At 61.5% G+C, this 15,823-nt stretch carries 10 protein-coding genes and 2 pseudogenes; 8 read left to right on the plus strand and 4 right to left on the minus strand.

Annotated features, from left to right (window positions below; all coding sequences use genetic code 11):
* The first annotated feature begins 166 nt into the window (after window positions 1–166).
* Window positions 167–1,423, plus strand: coding sequence for an integrase domain-containing protein (locus tag D3879_RS21370; RefSeq protein ID WP_119956224.1), 1,257 nt, complete (start codon window positions 167–169; stop codon window positions 1,421–1,423).
* 118 nt (window positions 1,424–1,541) lie between these two features.
* Here D3879_RS21370 and D3879_RS21375 read toward each other — a convergent pair whose 3' ends face one another.
* The gene (locus D3879_RS21375; RefSeq protein ID WP_218567848.1) at window positions 1,542–2,033 is read right to left on the minus strand and encodes a 3'-5' exonuclease; all 492 of its coding nucleotides are present in this window, start codon (window positions 2,031–2,033) and stop codon (window positions 1,542–1,544) included.
* Window positions 2,034–2,076: 43 nt separating this feature from the next.
* On the opposite strand from D3879_RS21375, the gene D3879_RS21380 reads away from it, so the two are divergent.
* From D3879_RS21380 to D3879_RS26395, 6 genes and pseudogenes are all read left to right on the plus strand, one after another.
* Window positions 2,077–2,256, plus strand: a complete 180-nt coding sequence (locus tag D3879_RS21380) for a helix-turn-helix domain-containing protein (RefSeq protein ID WP_238474290.1) — start codon at window positions 2,077–2,079, stop codon at window positions 2,254–2,256.
* Between the two features lie 116 nt (window positions 2,257–2,372).
* Window positions 2,373–4,721 (plus strand): arylsulfatase, encoded by a 2,349-nt coding sequence (locus D3879_RS21385; protein WP_119956227.1) that lies wholly within the window; start codon window positions 2,373–2,375, stop codon window positions 4,719–4,721.
* Window positions 4,722–4,780: 59 nt separating this feature from the next.
* A complete protein-coding gene (locus D3879_RS21390; RefSeq protein ID WP_476644163.1) occupies window positions 4,781–6,055 on the plus strand; it encodes an OmpP1/FadL family transporter in 1,275 nt (424 codons plus the stop codon).
* A gap of 222 nt (window positions 6,056–6,277) precedes the next feature.
* On the plus strand, window positions 6,278–8,563 hold the full coding sequence (locus tag D3879_RS21395) for a tetratricopeptide repeat protein (protein ID WP_119956230.1): 2,286 nt from the start codon (window positions 6,278–6,280) through the stop codon (window positions 8,561–8,563).
* A 241-nt stretch (window positions 8,564–8,804) separates the two neighbouring features.
* Window positions 8,805–10,242: pseudogene (locus D3879_RS21400) on the plus strand (IS1182 family transposase).
* Window positions 10,243–10,458: 216 nt separating this feature from the next.
* Window positions 10,459–10,653 carry a hypothetical protein gene (locus D3879_RS26395; RefSeq protein ID WP_147411200.1) on the plus strand — a complete coding sequence of 65 codons (195 nt, stop codon included), beginning with the start codon at window positions 10,459–10,461 and terminating at the stop codon, window positions 10,651–10,653.
* A gap of 36 nt (window positions 10,654–10,689) precedes the next feature.
* On the opposite strand, the gene D3879_RS21405 is transcribed toward D3879_RS26395, so the two are convergent.
* From D3879_RS21405 to D3879_RS26575, 3 genes are all read right to left on the minus strand, one after another.
* Window positions 10,690–12,435 carry a SulP family inorganic anion transporter gene (locus D3879_RS21405; RefSeq protein WP_218567849.1) on the minus strand — a complete coding sequence of 582 codons (1,746 nt, stop codon included), beginning with the start codon at window positions 12,433–12,435 and terminating at the stop codon, window positions 10,690–10,692.
* 360 nt (window positions 12,436–12,795) lie between these two features.
* Window positions 12,796–13,704: a hypothetical protein gene (locus tag D3879_RS21410; RefSeq protein ID WP_119956231.1), complete on the minus strand. Its 909-nt coding sequence runs from the start codon at window positions 13,702–13,704 to the stop codon at window positions 12,796–12,798.
* A gap of 39 nt (window positions 13,705–13,743) precedes the next feature.
* Complete coding sequence (locus D3879_RS26575; RefSeq protein ID WP_158592104.1) at window positions 13,744–13,884, minus strand: hypothetical protein; 141 nt, start codon at window positions 13,882–13,884, stop codon at window positions 13,744–13,746.
* A 696-nt stretch (window positions 13,885–14,580) separates the two neighbouring features.
* Here D3879_RS26575 and D3879_RS21415 point away from each other — a divergent pair.
* Window positions 14,581–15,753, plus strand: a pseudogene (locus tag D3879_RS21415) (DUF2252 domain-containing protein).
* Window positions 15,754–15,823 lie beyond the last annotated feature (70 nt).

Here is a 15,823-nt window from a genome sequence, read left to right on the forward strand (position 1 = left end):
TCCACGGGCGTCTTTTTTTGTGCCTGAAACCCAGTAAATACGGGGCTTTCAGCGCTCTAGCGATCCATAGACATCCATACGCATCTACGCATTCGTGTATTCCAAGTGGTATTCCAAGCTCTCAGCTGGTAATTTTTGGAATACACAAACAGCACTGGAATACACCATGGGTGCCCAAGCCACGCGCCTTTCAGACCTCAAAGTCAAAGCCGCAAAGCCTAAAGAAAAGGACTACACGCTCACTGATGGCAACGGACTTCAGTTGCGAGTGAGAATCAATGGCTCAAGGCTGTGGAATTTCAACTATATCCATCCCGTAACCAAAAAACGGATCAACATGGGACTGGGCACCTTCCCCGAGGTGAGCCTGGCTCAAGCACGCAAGCGAACCGTGGAGGCCAGGGAGCTCGTCGCTCAGGGGCTAGACCCGAAAGAGAGGCGCGACGCGGATCGGCAAGCGAAAAAAGCAGCCACAGAACACACTTTCGAAAACGTGACGGCGGCGTGGTTTGAGCTCAAAAAGGATTCAGTCACCCCAGCCTATGCCGAAGACATTTGGCGCTCGCTCACGCTCCACATCTTCCCGGACCTGGGCTCGACCCCAATTTCCGTTATCAGCGCCCCTAAGGTCATCAATTTGCTCAGGCCTCTTGAGACTAAAGGTAGTTTGGAGACTGTTAAACGGCTGACCCAGCGCCTCAACGAGATCATGACTTACGGGGTGAATTACGGACTCATCCATGCCAACCCCCTTAACGGGATTCGCTCGGTCTTCAAGAAACCAAAAAAGAAAAATATGGCGGCGCTGCCTCCCGATGAGCTGAACGAGCTCATGGTGGCAATTGCCAATGCCAGCATCAAAAGAACAACCCGATGCTTAATCGAATGGCAGCTTCACACTATGACCCGACCAGCAGAGGCCGCCACCACCTGCTGGGCTGACATCGACTTCGAGAAGAAAACCTGGACGATCCCTGCGGAGCGCATGAAGAAGCGTCGCACACACATTATCCCGCTCACGGATCAGGCTTTTGCACTCCTAGAGGCCATCAAGCCCTACAGTGGACACAGGGAGTACGTGTTTCCAGCAGACCGGAACCCTCGCACCCACTGCAACAGTCAGACCGCCAACATGGCGCTGAAGCGGATGGGTTTCGAGGGGCGCCTGGTAAGTCATGGAATGCGCTCAATGGCGAGCACCATCCTCAACGAGCAGGGCTGGGATCCTGAGTTGATCGAGGTTGCGCTTGCCCACGTCGATAAAGACGAGGTACGCAGCGCATATAACCGAGCGGATTACATAGAACGCAGACGCCCGATGATGGCCTGGTGGAGCGACCACATCCAGGAAGCTGCTACCGGCAACCTGTCTGTGTCAGCCATCAGAGAAAATCGAGATAAAAAAGTCGTTTCGATACGTTGACCCAAGGGCAGCTCTCGACCCAAACGAGCCAAAAGTAGCAACTGAAGGTTGAGTGCAGACAGGCAAGAAGCGACCCCATACGCGTCTACGAAACTAGGGGCGATTCAGCCAGAGTTTTTCAAGCGCTCAAGTAGGGACTATGAATACCATGACTGGAGATCAGCAAATGCCTAACGGCACGGGTCGCCGCCACATGGAGTAAGGCTCGTTCGTTAAGATCCAGCAAGCGATGCTCTACAGGATCCTCAGTCGACTGAACGGCCATAGCGAGCGGTACAACACCCTCGTTGATGCCCACCATAAAAACGCACTTAAACTCCAGGCCTTTGATCCGATGCATGGTGGCAAGTCGCACTCCACCTTTGCTTCGATCATCGGCCTGACGAGAAAGCCAGCGAGTTTCAATACCCTGCTCGCCTAGTACCTTCTCATAGGCCTTAAGCAGGTTGTTCGTACGAGCTACGACACAGATATCCTGCAAGCCAAACCCTTCCTCTTGAAGGGTGCGGATTTCAGCTGCTAGCCACTCGCTTTCGGCTTGCAGCGAAGGGGCATGGTAGATCTGCGGCTTCTCGCCATGCACCAAAGATCGGTAATCCGTTAGACGCACCCTCAATCGTCGCCTGGCTCAGGGGGGCAGCAGCTATGTGGAGGTGCTGGATCGGGCCCGCTTCGCCATCAGCCGCATGCTGCTCAAGGAAACCGAACTGAGTATCAAGTTAATTGCCGAGCTGATCGGCTACTCGGATGCAGCGTCTTTTAATCGCGCTTTTCGCCGCTGGACCGCCAGTACGCCGCAGGGTTGGCGGCTGGAGCGGCAGCTGCGCGCCTGAGCTTGCGGGCGTCTATGCTGAGGTGGCGCAAAATGCCAAGCAAAATTGACCGTTGGTTAGCGAGTCGTATGCTCGCCATAATTTCTTAAATAGTTACATTCAGTGGAGTGATAAGGATGCGACTGAATCAGCTCGCTCGTCTGCTCGTCACCTTGCCCGCACTGTGCGCACCGTTTGCCAGCGCCCAGGCTGCCGGCCTGGATCGCAGCCAATTACCGATTGCCGAGCCGTCCCGGCCGCTTTACAGCGAGCAGGATGTGCGCGGGGCCAAGCCCCCTGTCCCGTTCAAAATCGAGGCCCCGGCCGGTGCGCCCAACGTGGTGATCGTGCTGATCGACGACCTCGGCTTCGGCGCCACCAGCACCTTCGGCGGGCCGATTGCCACGCCAACCCTGGATGCCCTGGCCCAGGACGGCCTGCGCTACAACAACTTCCACACCACCGCGCTGTGCTCGCCAACCCGCAGCGCGCTCAAATCCGGACGCAACCACCATACGGTGAACATGGGCTTCGTCACCGAGTTCGCCACGGGCTTCCCGGGGAACACCGGGCAGATCCCCAACGCCACCGCGCCGCTGGCCGAGATGCTGCGCCTCAATGGCTACAGCACCGCCGCCTTCGGCAAGTGGCACGAGACCGCCGTCTGGGAAACCGGAGTGTCCGGGCCCTTCGACCGCTGGCCGACCCGTCAGGGCTTCGACAAGTTCTATGGCTTCATTGGCGGCGAGACCAACCAGTGGGCGCCCTACCTCTTCGACGGCGTCGCCCAGGTCGAGTTGCCGGAAGACCCCAACTATCACTTCATGACCGACATGACCGACAAGGCGGTGTCCTGGGTCAAGTATCAGAAGGCGCTGACGCCGAACAAACCGTTCTTCCTGTATTTCGCCCCGGGTGCCGTGCATGCACCGCACCATGCCCCCAAGGAGTGGATCGACAAGTGGAAGGGCAAGTTCGATCAGGGCTGGGACAAGATTCGCGAGGAGAGCCTGGCCCGGCAGATCGAACTGGGCGTGGTGCCGGCCGGCACCCAGCTGCCGCCCAAGCCGCCGGCGATCAAGGACTGGGACAAGCTCTCGGCTGACGAGAAGCGTCTGTTCACCCACCAGGCCGAAGTCTTCGCCGCCTTCCTCGATTACACCGATCATGAGATCGGCCGCATGCTCAAGGCCGTCGAGGACACCGGCCAGGCCGACAACACCCTGGTGTTCTATATCGCCGGCGACAACGGCGCCAGCGGCGAAGGTGGTGCCAACGGCACGTACAACGAGTACAGCTATTTCAACGGTGTGCAGGAAAGCGTGCCGGACATGCTCAAGCTCCTCGACCAGTGGGGCGGTCCGCAAACCTACCCGCACATGGCTGCCGGCTGGGCTGTGGCCTTCGATTCGCCGTTCGGCTGGATGAAGCAGGTGGCCTCGGACTTCGGTGGTACCCGCAACGGCCTGGTGGTGCACTGGCCCAAGGGCATCAAGGCCAAGGGTGAGGTGCGCAGCCAGTTCGGCCATGTGATCGACGTGGCGCCGACCATACTCGATGCGGCCGGTCTGCCGGAGCCTAAGGTGGTCAACGGCACGCCGCAGATCCCTATGGAAGGCACCAGCCTGGCCTACAGCTTCGATGACGCCAAGGCACCGGAGCGCCACACCACCCAGTACTTCGAGATCTCCGGTAACCGCGCTATCTACCACGACGGCTGGTTCGCCCGCACCATCCACCGCGCGCCCTGGGAGTCGAAACCGCGTGCCAGCTTAGTCAGCGACACCTGGGAACTGTTCGATGTGCGCAAGGACTTCAGCCTGAACAACGACCTGGCCGCGCAGCAGCCGGAAAAGCTCAAAGAGCTGCAGGCTCAGTTTCTTGTCGAGGCGAAGAAGTATCACGTACTGCCGTTGGACGATCGGCTGTTCGAGCGTGCACTGGCCGAGGCGGTCGGTCGTCCGGACCTGATGGCCGGGCGCACCTCGCTGACCTTGGGTGAGGGCATGACCGGGATGCTGGAAAACGTCTTCATCAACGTGAAGAACAAGTCCAAGACCCTCACCGCCGAGCTGGAGATTCCCCAAGGCGGCGCCAATGGCACCGTGATCGCCCAGGGCGGGCGTTTCGGCGGCTGGTCGCTGTACGTCAAGGACGGTGTGCCGGCCTACGACTACAACTTCCTCGGCATGCAGCGCACCTCGATCCAGGCCAGCAAGCCGTTGCCGGCCGGCAAGGTCAAGCTGCGCTTCGAGTTCGCCTACGACGGTGGCGGCCTGGGCAAGGGCGGGCAGGGCACCCTCTATGTCAATGACCAGAAGGTCGGCGAAGGCCGCCTCGAACACACCCAGCCGATTATTTTCTCCGCCGACGAGACCGCCGATATCGGCATCGACCTCGGCACCCCGGTGGTCGAAAGCATTGGTGCCGAACACCGTTCGGCCTTCACCGGCAGCATCGACAAGGTCACCGTTCAGGTGCATTGAATCGCTCACTCCGGCGTCCCCTCAGGTGCGCCGGAGTGATTCACGCTTTCTTCGCAAGGATGTCACCCATGAAGCGCAATCTTCCCCTGACCCTGCTGGCCAGCCTCGTGGCCTTGCCCATGCCGGCGCTGGCCGGTGGCCTGATGCTCTACGAGGTCGCTAGCGACAACGTCGGCCTGGCCAATGCCGGTGCGGCGGCGCGCGCGCAGGGGCCGGGTACCCTGGCGAGCAACGTGGCGGGCATGGCGTTGTTGTCTGGCACCCAGATCAGCGGCGGCGCTCAGCTGTTGCACGGCAATCTGCGTTTCGATGTCGACAGCGGCAGCAACGTCGGCGGCGGTGATAGCGGCAACGCGGTGGAGTGGGTTCCAGGCGCTAGCCTGTTCGTTACCCACGAGCTGAGCGATGGCTGGTCGGTGGGTTTCGCCAGCTACGGCGACTTCGGCCTGAGCGTCGACTACGAGGATGACTGGAGCGGCCGCTACTTTCTGCAGAACGGCGAGCTGATGGGCATGACGTTGATGCCCAGCCTGGCTTACCAACTCAATGAACAGTGGGCCTTCGGTGTCGGTGTGAGAGCCTACTACGCCAAGCTCGGTAATCAGCTGGCGGTGGATAACCTCAACCCGCTGCTGGGCGATGGTCAGGCTGAGTTCCAAGCCAGTGACTGGAGCTATGGTGCCAGCCTGGGGGCCATCTACTCGCCGCGCCCGGGCACCCGCCTGGGCCTGAGTTACACCAGCGAGATCGACATCGAGTTCAAGGACAAACTCGACCTCGAGGGCATCGGCCCGCTGGCCATGGCGGTGCTGCAAAACCGCGGCGTGCTCGATGCCAGCACCACGCTCGACATGCATGTGCCGCAGACCCTGACCTTCAGTGCCTACCACGAGCTGGATGCGCAGTGGGCCCTGCTGGCCAGCGCCAACTGGCAGGACTGGTCGCGCTTCGGCCAGGTCGGTATCGACCTGGACAGCAATCAGCCCCGCTCGGCGTCCCTGGAAGCCAACTTCAAGGACACCTGGCACCTGTCGCTCGGCACCCAGTACCGCTTCGACCCACGCTGGATGTGGAGTGCCGGTGTCGGCTACGACAGCTCGGCGGTGGACGACGAAGACCGCAGCGTGATCGTGCCGATGGCGGAAAACTGGCGCTTTGCCACCGGCCTGACCCATGCCCTGGACGAGCAGACCGAACTCAACCTGAGCTATGAGTTCGTCTGGATGGGCGACATGCCTGTCACCCAGGAGAAGCCGAACGGAACCCGCGTTTCCGGCCGCTTCGACGACGCCTGGATCCAGGCCCTGAGCACCAGCGCCACCTGGCATTTCTAGAGCTGGCAACTCGTACCAGCGGCGTGCCGGCCTGGCCGATGCCTCTTCTACACGACCTTCGGCATCCACAGCGAGTCGACCTTCGACTGGCAGGCGCGGGAGTGCTTGGTGCCGAACGCCTGAGCAAGGGGCTCCGCCGCGCCGAGTCCCGTGCCCGCCTGGTTTTCTCCGGTCGGTGCTTTAGACTGCCCGGCCCCATAACCGCAACAACGGATTGTGTGCATGCGCCAATTACCCGGCCCCCTTTCATCCCGGCAGCAGGCCCGCCGGTTTGCTCCGTGGCTGGCGCTGCCGGTGATTGCGGCCTTTGCTCTGGCTGCTTTCGCCTGGTGGTGGAAGCAGCCTGAAGTGCCCGCACTCCTCGGCAAGCCGCAGTGGGTGGATGAGCAGCAATGCCAGGCGTGCCACGCCGATGCGGTGAAGGCCTGGCAGGGCTCGCACCACCAGTTGGCCATGCAGCCCGCCAATGCCGGCACAGTGCTCGGCGACTTCCGCGAGCAGCCCCTGGACAGCAATGGCGTGAGCACGCGATTTCGCCGCGAGGGTGATAGTTTCTGGCTCAACAGCGAGGGTGCGAACGGCCAGCGTGCCGACTTCAAGGTGGCCTACACCTTTGGCCTTGAACCCCTGCAGCAATACCTGCTGGAGCTGCCCGGCGGACGTCTGCAGGCCCATGACACGGCTTGGGATGTCGAGAAACAGCAGTGGTTCCATCTCTATCCCGAGCAGCAGGTCGACTCGCGTCATCCACTGCACTGGAGCGGCAGCCAGCAGAACGCCAATGCAATGTGCATCGAATGCCACACCAGCGGCTTCCAGCGCGGCTTCGATGCCGACCGGCCGCGCTTCGACAGTCGCTGGCAGGCCCTGGGCGTCGGTTGCCAGAGCTGCCATGGCCCGGCGTCGAATCATCTGCAGTGGGCCCGTGGCGAGCGCCAGGCGCCCAGTAACCACGGCTTTGCCCTCGACCTGCGCAACGCAGGCAACCAGGCCGAGGTGGAAACCTGCGCACGCTGCCACAGCCGGCGCAGCGTGCTGGGCGGGGATCCGTCGCCGGGTGGCCAGCTGTACGACGACTATCAGCCCGCCGGCCTTAGCGCACAGCTCTACGAGGTCGACGGCAAGATCAAGGACGAGGTGTTCGAGTACGGCTCCTTCGTCCAGAGCCGGATGCACAGCGCCGGTGTGCGCTGCTCGGATTGCCACGAGCCGCACAGCGCGAAGCTGCGCTTGAGCGGCAATGCGGTCTGCACCCAATGCCACAATCCGCAGGCCCGGCCGCGCCGAGCCGGCATCCAGGCCGGCGGGCTGATCGGCAAGGACTACGAGAGCCCGGACCATCACCGGCACGCCGCAGGCTCGATCGGGGCGCAATGCAGCAGCTGCCACATGCCGGGCAAGTGGTACATGCAGGTCGATTATCGCCACGACCACAGTTTTTCCGTGCCCGACCCGGCGCAGGCGCAGGCCCTGGGGCACAGCGATGCCTGTCTGAGCTGTCACACCGAGGACAAACCGCAGGCGATCATCCAGGCCTTCGCCGACTGGTACGGCCATCCTTCGGTGCCGCATGACGGTGGCTATGCCCAGGCGCTGTCTGGGGCGCGTGCAGCCCGCCCTGGGGCTGCAGCGGCGCTGCTGACACAGCTCGGTCGTCGCGATCTGCCCGGCCTACGTAAGGCGGCGCTGCTCGCCGAGTTGCCGCGCTATCCTTCAGCCGCGGCGCTGAATGCAGCGCTGCAGGGCTTGCAGCACCCCGATCCGGCCGTCCGCCTGGCGGCCATCGAAACCTTACCCGCCCTCATGGCGCCACAGCAGGTGGCCCAGCAGCTGCCGGCTCTGCTGACGGATGCGCGGCGGGCGGTGCGCCTGGCCGCAACCTGGCAACTGCTGCAACTGCCACAGACGTTGAGGCCGAGTGGTACCGCATGGCAGGCAGCGCTGGTGGCCTACGAGTCCAGCCAGCGGACCCAGCTCGATCGCGCCGAGGCGCTGAGCAACCTGGCCAGCCTGTACCAGCTCAGCGGCCGCGACGCGGAGGTCGAATCCCTGCTGCGTCAGGCGCTGCAGCGCGACCCGCATTTCCATCCGGCACGGGTGATGCTGGCCCAGCATCTGGAGCGGAGCGGGCTGGGGCAGGCGGCGCGGGAGCTGCTGCTGGCTGCGACTCAGGAGTATCCGCAGGAGGCCTCATTGCAGCACGCTTTTGGCCTGCAGCTGGTGCGTCAGGGCGAGCGCGCCGAGGCGCTGCGGCGGCTTGAACAGGCCGCCCAACTTGAGCCGGACAACGGCGAATACGCCTATGTGCTGGCCGTTGCCTGGCATGACAGCGGCCGTGCCGCGCAAGCCATCGACCTGCTGCGCCGACAATTGCAGGCTCAGCCTGGAGATCGCCGGGGACGCTTGGCTCTGGCCGGTTATTTAGGTGCGCAGGGCAACCACGAGGAGGTTCAGGCCCTGCGCGAAGAGCTGCGCGACATCAATCCCGAGGATCCACTGCTGAGGTGAGTCGCGCATTATGGCTTCCCTGCGTTTTGCTGCTTTTTGCGTCATGTCAGCAGGTAGTTTGCCGGTTAGTCAGCGATCACTTGATCAGTACCGGCTTTGGTCAAACCAATGACCTGGAGGGGGAAAAGTGGAAAAGGGGACTGATTTATTTCCTGCTGATGACGGTCTGCTTCCGACCCAGGCTGTGTGAAAACGCCAGTCTTGCCTAGAGTTGCTGAAGCAACGTCAGCGGGGGCGACGTATGAAGCGATTCATCGAAGAGGCGATCCGGACACAAGTCAGTTTGCTGCCTGAGTGCCTGGATGACTTCGTCGCAGAGGACAACCCTATCCGGGTGATCGAGGCTTTCGTCGAACAACTCGACCTGGCTAGCTTGGAGTTCGATGGGGTGTCCCCAGCTGCAACCGGGCGGCCGTCATACCACCCCGCGGTACTGCTGAAGATCTATATCTACGGTTACCTCAACCGCATCCAGTCCAGCCGGCGCCTGGAGCGTGAATGTCAGCGCAACCTGGAACTGATGTGGCTGACCGGACGGCTAGCCCCAGATTTCAAAACCATTGCCGACTTCCGCCGCGACAACGGCAAAGCCATCCGCAATGTCTGCCGGCAGTTCGTCGTGCTGTGCCGCCAACTTGATCTGTTCGCGCAGTCGATCGTGGCCATCGACGGCAGCACGTTCAAAGCCGTCAACAATCGCGATCGCAACTTCACCCAGGGCAAGCTCCGAGCCCGTATGGAACAGATCGAGAAAAGCATCGACCGTTACCTGGCGGCCATGGATACCGCCGACCGGACGCAGTCCGATGTCGCCGAAGTCAAGGCCAGCCGCCTCCAGGACAAGATCGAGAAGCTCAAGCAGCAGATGCAGGCGCTCAAGTAGATGGAGCAGCAGCTACGTGAAGCGCCGGACGGACAGGTCTCCCTGACTGATCCGGATGCCCGTTCCATGGCCACCAGTGGGAAAGGCACCGGCACGGTCGGCTACAACGTGCAGACCGCCGTCGACACCAAACACCATTTGATCGTCGCCCCACGAAGTCACCAATGTCGGTCACGACCGCGCGGCGCTGGCCATGATGGCAGAGCAGGCGCGTGGTGCCATCGGCGTTGAAAGCCTCACCGTCGTTGCTGATCGTGGCTACTTCAGCGGCCCGGAAATTCTGGCCTGCGAGCAGGTTGGTATCACGCCCTACGTGCCCAAACCGATGACGTCCAACAGTAAGGCCGAAGGACGCTTTGGCAAGCAGGACTTCGTCTACGTACCGGCCGATGACGAGTACCGTTGCCCCGCCGGACAACGCGCTATTAAGCGTTTCTCGACGGTCGAGGCCGGTCTCAACCTGGATGTTTACTGGAGTTCCGCATGTCCGCGCTGCCCTATGCGCACCAAGTGCACGGCGAGCAACTCCCTGCGAATTCGGCGCTGGCAACACGAAGAGGTACTCGAGGCCATGCAACAGCGGCTAGATCGTCAAACAGAAATGATGGGCGTGCGTCGGCAGACAGTTGAGCATCCGTTTGGCACGCTCAAGCACTGGATGGGCTCCACGCACTTCCTGACCAAAACGCTGCCACGGGTGAGCGCGGAGATGAGTCTCCATGTGCTCGCCTACAACCTCAAACGGTTGATGAGCATCCTTGGCATCAGTGGCGCGATGAGGGCCCTGCGGGCCTGATACGGGCTGTTTTCAGGCGTTTCCCCGCATCAAGACGCGGCATATCGCGTCAGGGGCCCCTCGCGGCGACCAGCAGTTCCCTGCCAGCCGAAACCTCGTCAGGTCGCAAGCCCAATGCAGCGTGCGGCTCTGAAGGTAGCACTTCGCTGTTTTCACACAGCCTGGACCCAAACCAGCCGGTCGTGACATGCAACAAACGGCCAGAAGCTGCCGTTTATGACGTTCCACGCTGGCAGCGCTTCCTTTTTATCGGGCCGGAGAAAGCCCATCCCGATCTACCATCCGCAGCACCTCAGCGGACGTGAGCTGCTGGGGCATTCGGCCGCGCAACACGTGGCGATGCTCGAAGGAGCGGGCGCCACGCTGACCCGCTGCCTAACGGAAAATCAATCCCAAGGCCTGTTCGGCTGAATTACGCGCACCCAGGCTAATCAGAGCGAGCCCCAGTTACGCCCTTGCCCTGGAACTCGTCGATGACATCGGCCACGGAGACCGTGTGACTGAAGTTGCCGAAGCGTTCCTCCAGTCCTTCGGCGCGCAGTAGGTCCCGCACTGCCGCATGGGCTGCGACGGGTCGCAGGCGTATCCCCAAAACCAGCAGTTCTCTATGCAAGGCCTCAAGCATGCGTACGCCGGCCAAGTCGACGAGGGGGAGGCGGACATGTCGCAGACCACCAGCTTCAACGCGTCGGGGGTAGAGCGGATTTTCTGCCAGATCGCATCGCGCACGTGCTCGACGTTGAAGTAAAGCAGCGACGCCTCGACGCGGAACACCAACACGCCCGGTACGGCCAGGTTGTCCGGGTTGCGATCCATGTCGGAATAACTTCGAGTGCCGGGGATCTGGCCGAGAAACGCCACGTGGGGGCGCGCGGCGCGCCGTATCAGCAACAGCAGCGATACCACGACCGCCAACATCACGCCGTTGAGAATCCCCAGCAGCAGCACGGCAGCGAAGGCCACCATCGACACGCTGAATTCGAAGCGACTCACGCGCCAGACGTGGTGCAGCTCGCGGATGTCGATCAAGCCTTTGACGGCCACCAGCACGATGGCTGCAAGCACCACATTGGGCAGGTTGGCCAGCAAACCCGTCAGAAACATCAGGCACAAGGCGATGGTGATCGAGGCGAAGACCAGTGCCAATGGCGTCTTGGCGCCGGCTTGGTCATTCACCGATGACTGGGACAGGCCGCCGGCCACCGGATAGCCCTGGAACAAGGCCGCCCCCAGATTCGCTGCCCCCAGACCGAGCAGCTCCTGGCGTGGATCAATTTCCTGGCCGTGGGCCTGGGCAAGGGCTCGAGCCGCTGAGACGCTTTCCACATAGGCCAGCAGCATGCAAGCAAAGGCCAGGGGAATCACCCCGTCCACGTCCCGCAGCCGCAGCCCTGGGAGGTGGAAGTCGGGTAAGCCGGTCGGTAATGCGCCGACGACCTTGAAGCCAAGGCCACTCAGTGGCGTCACCGACAGGGCAACGATCGAAATCGCCACCACAACCAGAGCCACCGGACGGCCTGGCAGAAATTTTTCCCCGAGCAGCAGCACCGCAATGACCGCGACGCCAAACGCCAGCACGGCGAGGTTGGTGTCGGGAAGTTGGCCGACCAGGACGATGATGCGCTCGAAGAAATGTTCCCCGCCCCCCTGGACCCCGAACAGCTTGGGCAACTGAGTCATCGCAATGGTCAGGGCGGCGCCGGCCTTGAAGCCAAGCAGAATGGTTTCGCTGATGAAGTTGACCAAGGAACTCAGGCGCAGCAGCCACGCCAGCGCACACATGGCGGCGATGACCAGCGCTGTCAGCGCCGCGATGTCGGCCCAGCGTCCCGGATCGCCCCCCGCCATGTCCGCAACCGTGACGCCGATGAGCATCGAGATCGCGGATGTGGGGCCGATGGCCAGCTGGCGAGAAGAGCCGAACAGCGCATAGAACAGACCGCCAACCAGATAGCAATAAATGCCGTATTGCGGCGGAAGACCCGCCAGCAAGGCATAGGCGAGTGACACCGGAATGCCATAGGCCGCGAGGGTAACACCAGCGATAGCGTCCTTCCCAAGCCATTGCGCCCGGTACGCAGGGAGCCACTGGGCCGGAGGGAAAGCTGCGCGCCAGCCGCGAACCGGAGCGCTGGCGGCAAGGTTTGCCGCGGGTGTCGCACTATCAGTTACGGGGTCATCGCTTCTGGGCATAAGTCCATCCATCCGGCCTGCATGCAGAGCACAAGTTTTCTTCCACGACGGCTGCGACGTGACCGCGGCAGGCCTCATCTATCAGTGCAGATTAGACCGTCCCGTTTGGGCCGGCAAAAGCGAGGCAACAGCTTTCCACTGCCTCGCCGAAGGTATGGCTGTTGCCCAGATACCAGATAGTCGGTGATGGTGGCGGTATTCCTTGGCCTGTTGTGGGGGCGGCCAGGCCTCCTCACGGAACTGGGCGTAGCACTTTGAAAAGGGGGTTGCTCATGACTGACAGCGCTAGCCCACCCAAGCCATTGGTGCTTCGATGGGGGAGCAGTCGCCGTGGGGTTTCGGCCTTGCTGCCACACACAATCACTGCGCCGGGATGGTGATCAGCGGCAGATTGTTGTTCCCTTTGGCCTCCGACAGCGAGAAGAAAAGCATGATGGCGGACAGTGCCCGCTTCGCCTGCCAGTTGCTGTCATCGATCCAGAACCAGTGGTCGCGATAACGCACGGACGTGTACGCGTGCTCGGGTTTTTCCTTGCCGCTGCGAATGAGGATCCGCGACATGCGATTTTCCGTGCTACCTGTGTCGACAGTCGGCACGGCACTAAGGTCCTGAATGTGCTCTTCGGGCACCTCCATGTAACTGGAGAACGCCGTCATGATCTGCAGCATCGAACGGCTGTTGACCGACAGTTCGCCCTCTTCTCCGCGTGCCGGCGAGTACTTGAGCACGAACCTCTGGCTGTCTTCCGGCAAATGAAGCAAGCGACGGAGCTGCTTCTGCTTTTCCAGTATTTCCGGCTCTACATCATCCCGACGCATGACCAGCAGCGCGGTCGTGCCCGTGGCCTTGTTTTCTTCCACGCGCAAACCCACTGCGCCTGCGACCTGGATATCGCGCAGCAAACCCAGGGCACGCAGGAACTCCGGTTCAGCCTCGCGCACGGCGCCAGCCAATGCCGAGCGATTGCGTACACCGTTGAGTGACTCGACCGTCAGCCCGAGGATGAAGTCCGCCGCATAGCCTGACTGGAGCAAGGAGAAAATATTCTTCGGATCGATGGGCGTCAGTAGTCCGAACAGGAATTTCTCACCGGTCATTGGCACATAGGTAATCGTGGGGCGATCAGTATATTTGCCGTTGGCACCCAGCACGACGCTGTTGCCCTGAACGGCATCGGCCGAGGAAATTTGTCCGCCAATGTTGCCTCCGGTCTCCAGCGAATAACCGGCGACAATCGAAGCAACGTCGACAAACACAGGCATGTCCATATAGCGCAGCTTGACGATGTTGAGCAGAGTCTGCTGTTTTCATGAGTCGGCTATGGCCGAACTGTAATCGAAGCGATCCACCGTTACAGTACTGGGGCCGATACTCGCGCAACCCGATAGCGCCAGCGAAGCCACCACGGCAGTAACGAGCAAGTTCTTCTTGTTCGGAGTCAATATCATGGCCCCCTTTCCTCGCCTTCCTCAGATGGAGACCGAACGCCAGCGCTTGCAACAACGGACACGCAATCGAACGTCGCGCATTGGTTGCACTGCACCATCCCGGCCAGAGTAATGCCCTTCTCCAGTTCGGCCCTGAGTCAGCGGTCCCGGTTGATGCCACGTCACGCTTGGATGTACCGCCCGGTACATTTACTCGGATATCGATGACCCTCGCCGAGAGGATCGGCACTCCGATCATGCGCTTCAATGTCAAAGATTAGCCCAGGTCTGTATGCGTCATCGTCGCTCCGCAACGCTCGCTCGCCCGGGAAATCTGAGTTATGGGCGTGCACAAGGCCGAAGGTTCGTCTTTCATTATGGGAAGACCGACACGGGGGCAGTGCATGAGCCTGTGGGCCAACTGAGAACTCTTGTGGCAGAGGATGCTGAAACGGGAATGAGCGGGGTGCAATCATGGCCATCAGCAAGAGAACGACCAGCAAGGCGAAGACCAACGCCGCCAAGGCAGCAGAGGCCGCACCGCTATTCCGCTCCCGTGAACAGCGTCTCAATGCTGGGAAGCTGCTGCGCGATAGCGTGCCGCGCAGCAGCCACGCCGCCTGGACACCAAAGGCCAAGCAGCGGGATCCGATCGCGATCCTCGAAAAATCGAACAAGGATCGGCTCCAGGAACTGGTGCCGATCCGCTACGGCCGCATGCTCCGCAGTCCCTTTACCTTCCTCCGAGGCTCGGCGGGGCTCATGGCCCATGATCTGTCCAGAACACCCAACATCGGCGTTCAGGTGCAGGCCTGTGGCGATTGCCACCTGTTGAATTTTGGCTTGTTTGCCACGCCGGAGCGCAACCTGGTGTTCGACCTCAACGACTTCGACGAAACCCTCCCGGCCCCCTGGGAGTGGGACATCAAACGGCTGGCCGCCAGTTTTGCGGTCGCTGGCCGCGATTTTGGGCTGTCCGATACCCGATCACGGGAAACCGCTGTGGCTTGCGCGCGCGCCTATCGGGAAAACCTGCGCGAATACTCCAAGAAGAACCCACTGGAGGTCTGGTACTCGCGCCTGGACATGCAAACCCTGATTGAGACGGCGCCTGATGAAAAAATGAAAAAGACTCGCCAACAACTTGCCGATAAAGCCCGCGAGCGAGTGGTCGAAAACGTTTTCCCCAGGATTGCCGAGTAGGTTGCCGGGCACCCCCGCATAGTCGATCAACCGCCGGTCCTGTTCCATGTCGCCACCCCAGGATTCATGGAAGCGGTCCACCAGGCGCTGGCGGACTACCGTTCGACGCTGTCCGATGAACGCCGCGTCCTCCTGGATCGCTATCGCTTGGTAGACGCCGCCATGAAAGTCGTGGGTATTGGCAGCGTCGGCACCCGCTGCTTGATCGGATTGATGCTCTCCGAAGAAAACCACCCGCTGATTCTCCAGTTCAAGGAATCCTGTCGCTCGGTCCTCGAACCCTATGCGGGGAAAAGCCACTATACGAACCAGGGACAGCGTGTCGTCATGGGGCAGCGACTCATGCAGTCCTCCAGCGACATTTTCCTGGGTTGGACGCGAGGGCGGGGGGGACATGATTTTTTTGTCCGTCAGATGCGCGACATGAAGATGTCGGTGCCTATCGAGGGTGTTACAGCCACACAACTCAAGCGCTATGCCGGATTCTGCGGCTTGACCCTGGCCCGCGCCCATGCCAAGTCGGGCGATAGCGCGACCATCACGGGTTATCTGGGCAACGGAGACAGCTTCGATGAGGCATTGGGCGACTTTGCCCTCGCCTATGCCGATCAGACGGAGCAGGACCATGCGGCCCTGGTGAAGGCGGTGAAGTCCGGGCGGTTGGAGGTCCTTATCGAAGAGGAATAGTGTCTGGAGCGCACCGCCGCCAAATCGCCACTATGACGGTTCTTTCGTTTTGGCTCACGCATACCAGCAG

It is taken from the genome of Pseudomonas cavernicola (assembly GCF_003596405.1).
Taxonomy (GTDB): Bacteria; Pseudomonadota; Gammaproteobacteria; order Pseudomonadales; family Pseudomonadaceae; genus Aquipseudomonas; species Aquipseudomonas cavernicola.

Coding starts and splice junctions, on each gene's coding strand:
- D3879_RS21370 (WP_119956224.1), top strand. CDS start 167: ATGGGTGCCCAAGCCACGCGCCTTTCAGACCTCAAAGTCAAAGCCGCA.
- D3879_RS21410 (WP_119956231.1), bottom strand. CDS start 13,704: ATGGACATGCCTGTGTTTGTCGACGTTGCTTCGATTGTCGCCGGTTAT.
- D3879_RS26575 (WP_158592104.1), bottom strand. CDS start 13,884: ATGATATTGACTCCGAACAAGAAGAACTTGCTCGTTACTGCCGTGGTG.
- D3879_RS21390 (WP_476644163.1), top strand. CDS start 4,781: ATGTCACCCATGAAGCGCAATCTTCCCCTGACCCTGCTGGCCAGCCTC.
- D3879_RS21405 (WP_218567849.1), bottom strand. CDS start 12,435: ATGCCCAGAAGCGATGACCCCGTAACTGATAGTGCGACACCCGCGGCA.
- D3879_RS21395 (WP_119956230.1), top strand. CDS start 6,278: ATGCGCCAATTACCCGGCCCCCTTTCATCCCGGCAGCAGGCCCGCCGG.
- D3879_RS21385 (WP_119956227.1), top strand. CDS start 2,373: ATGCGACTGAATCAGCTCGCTCGTCTGCTCGTCACCTTGCCCGCACTG.
- D3879_RS26395 (WP_147411200.1), top strand. CDS start 10,459: ATGACGTTCCACGCTGGCAGCGCTTCCTTTTTATCGGGCCGGAGAAAG.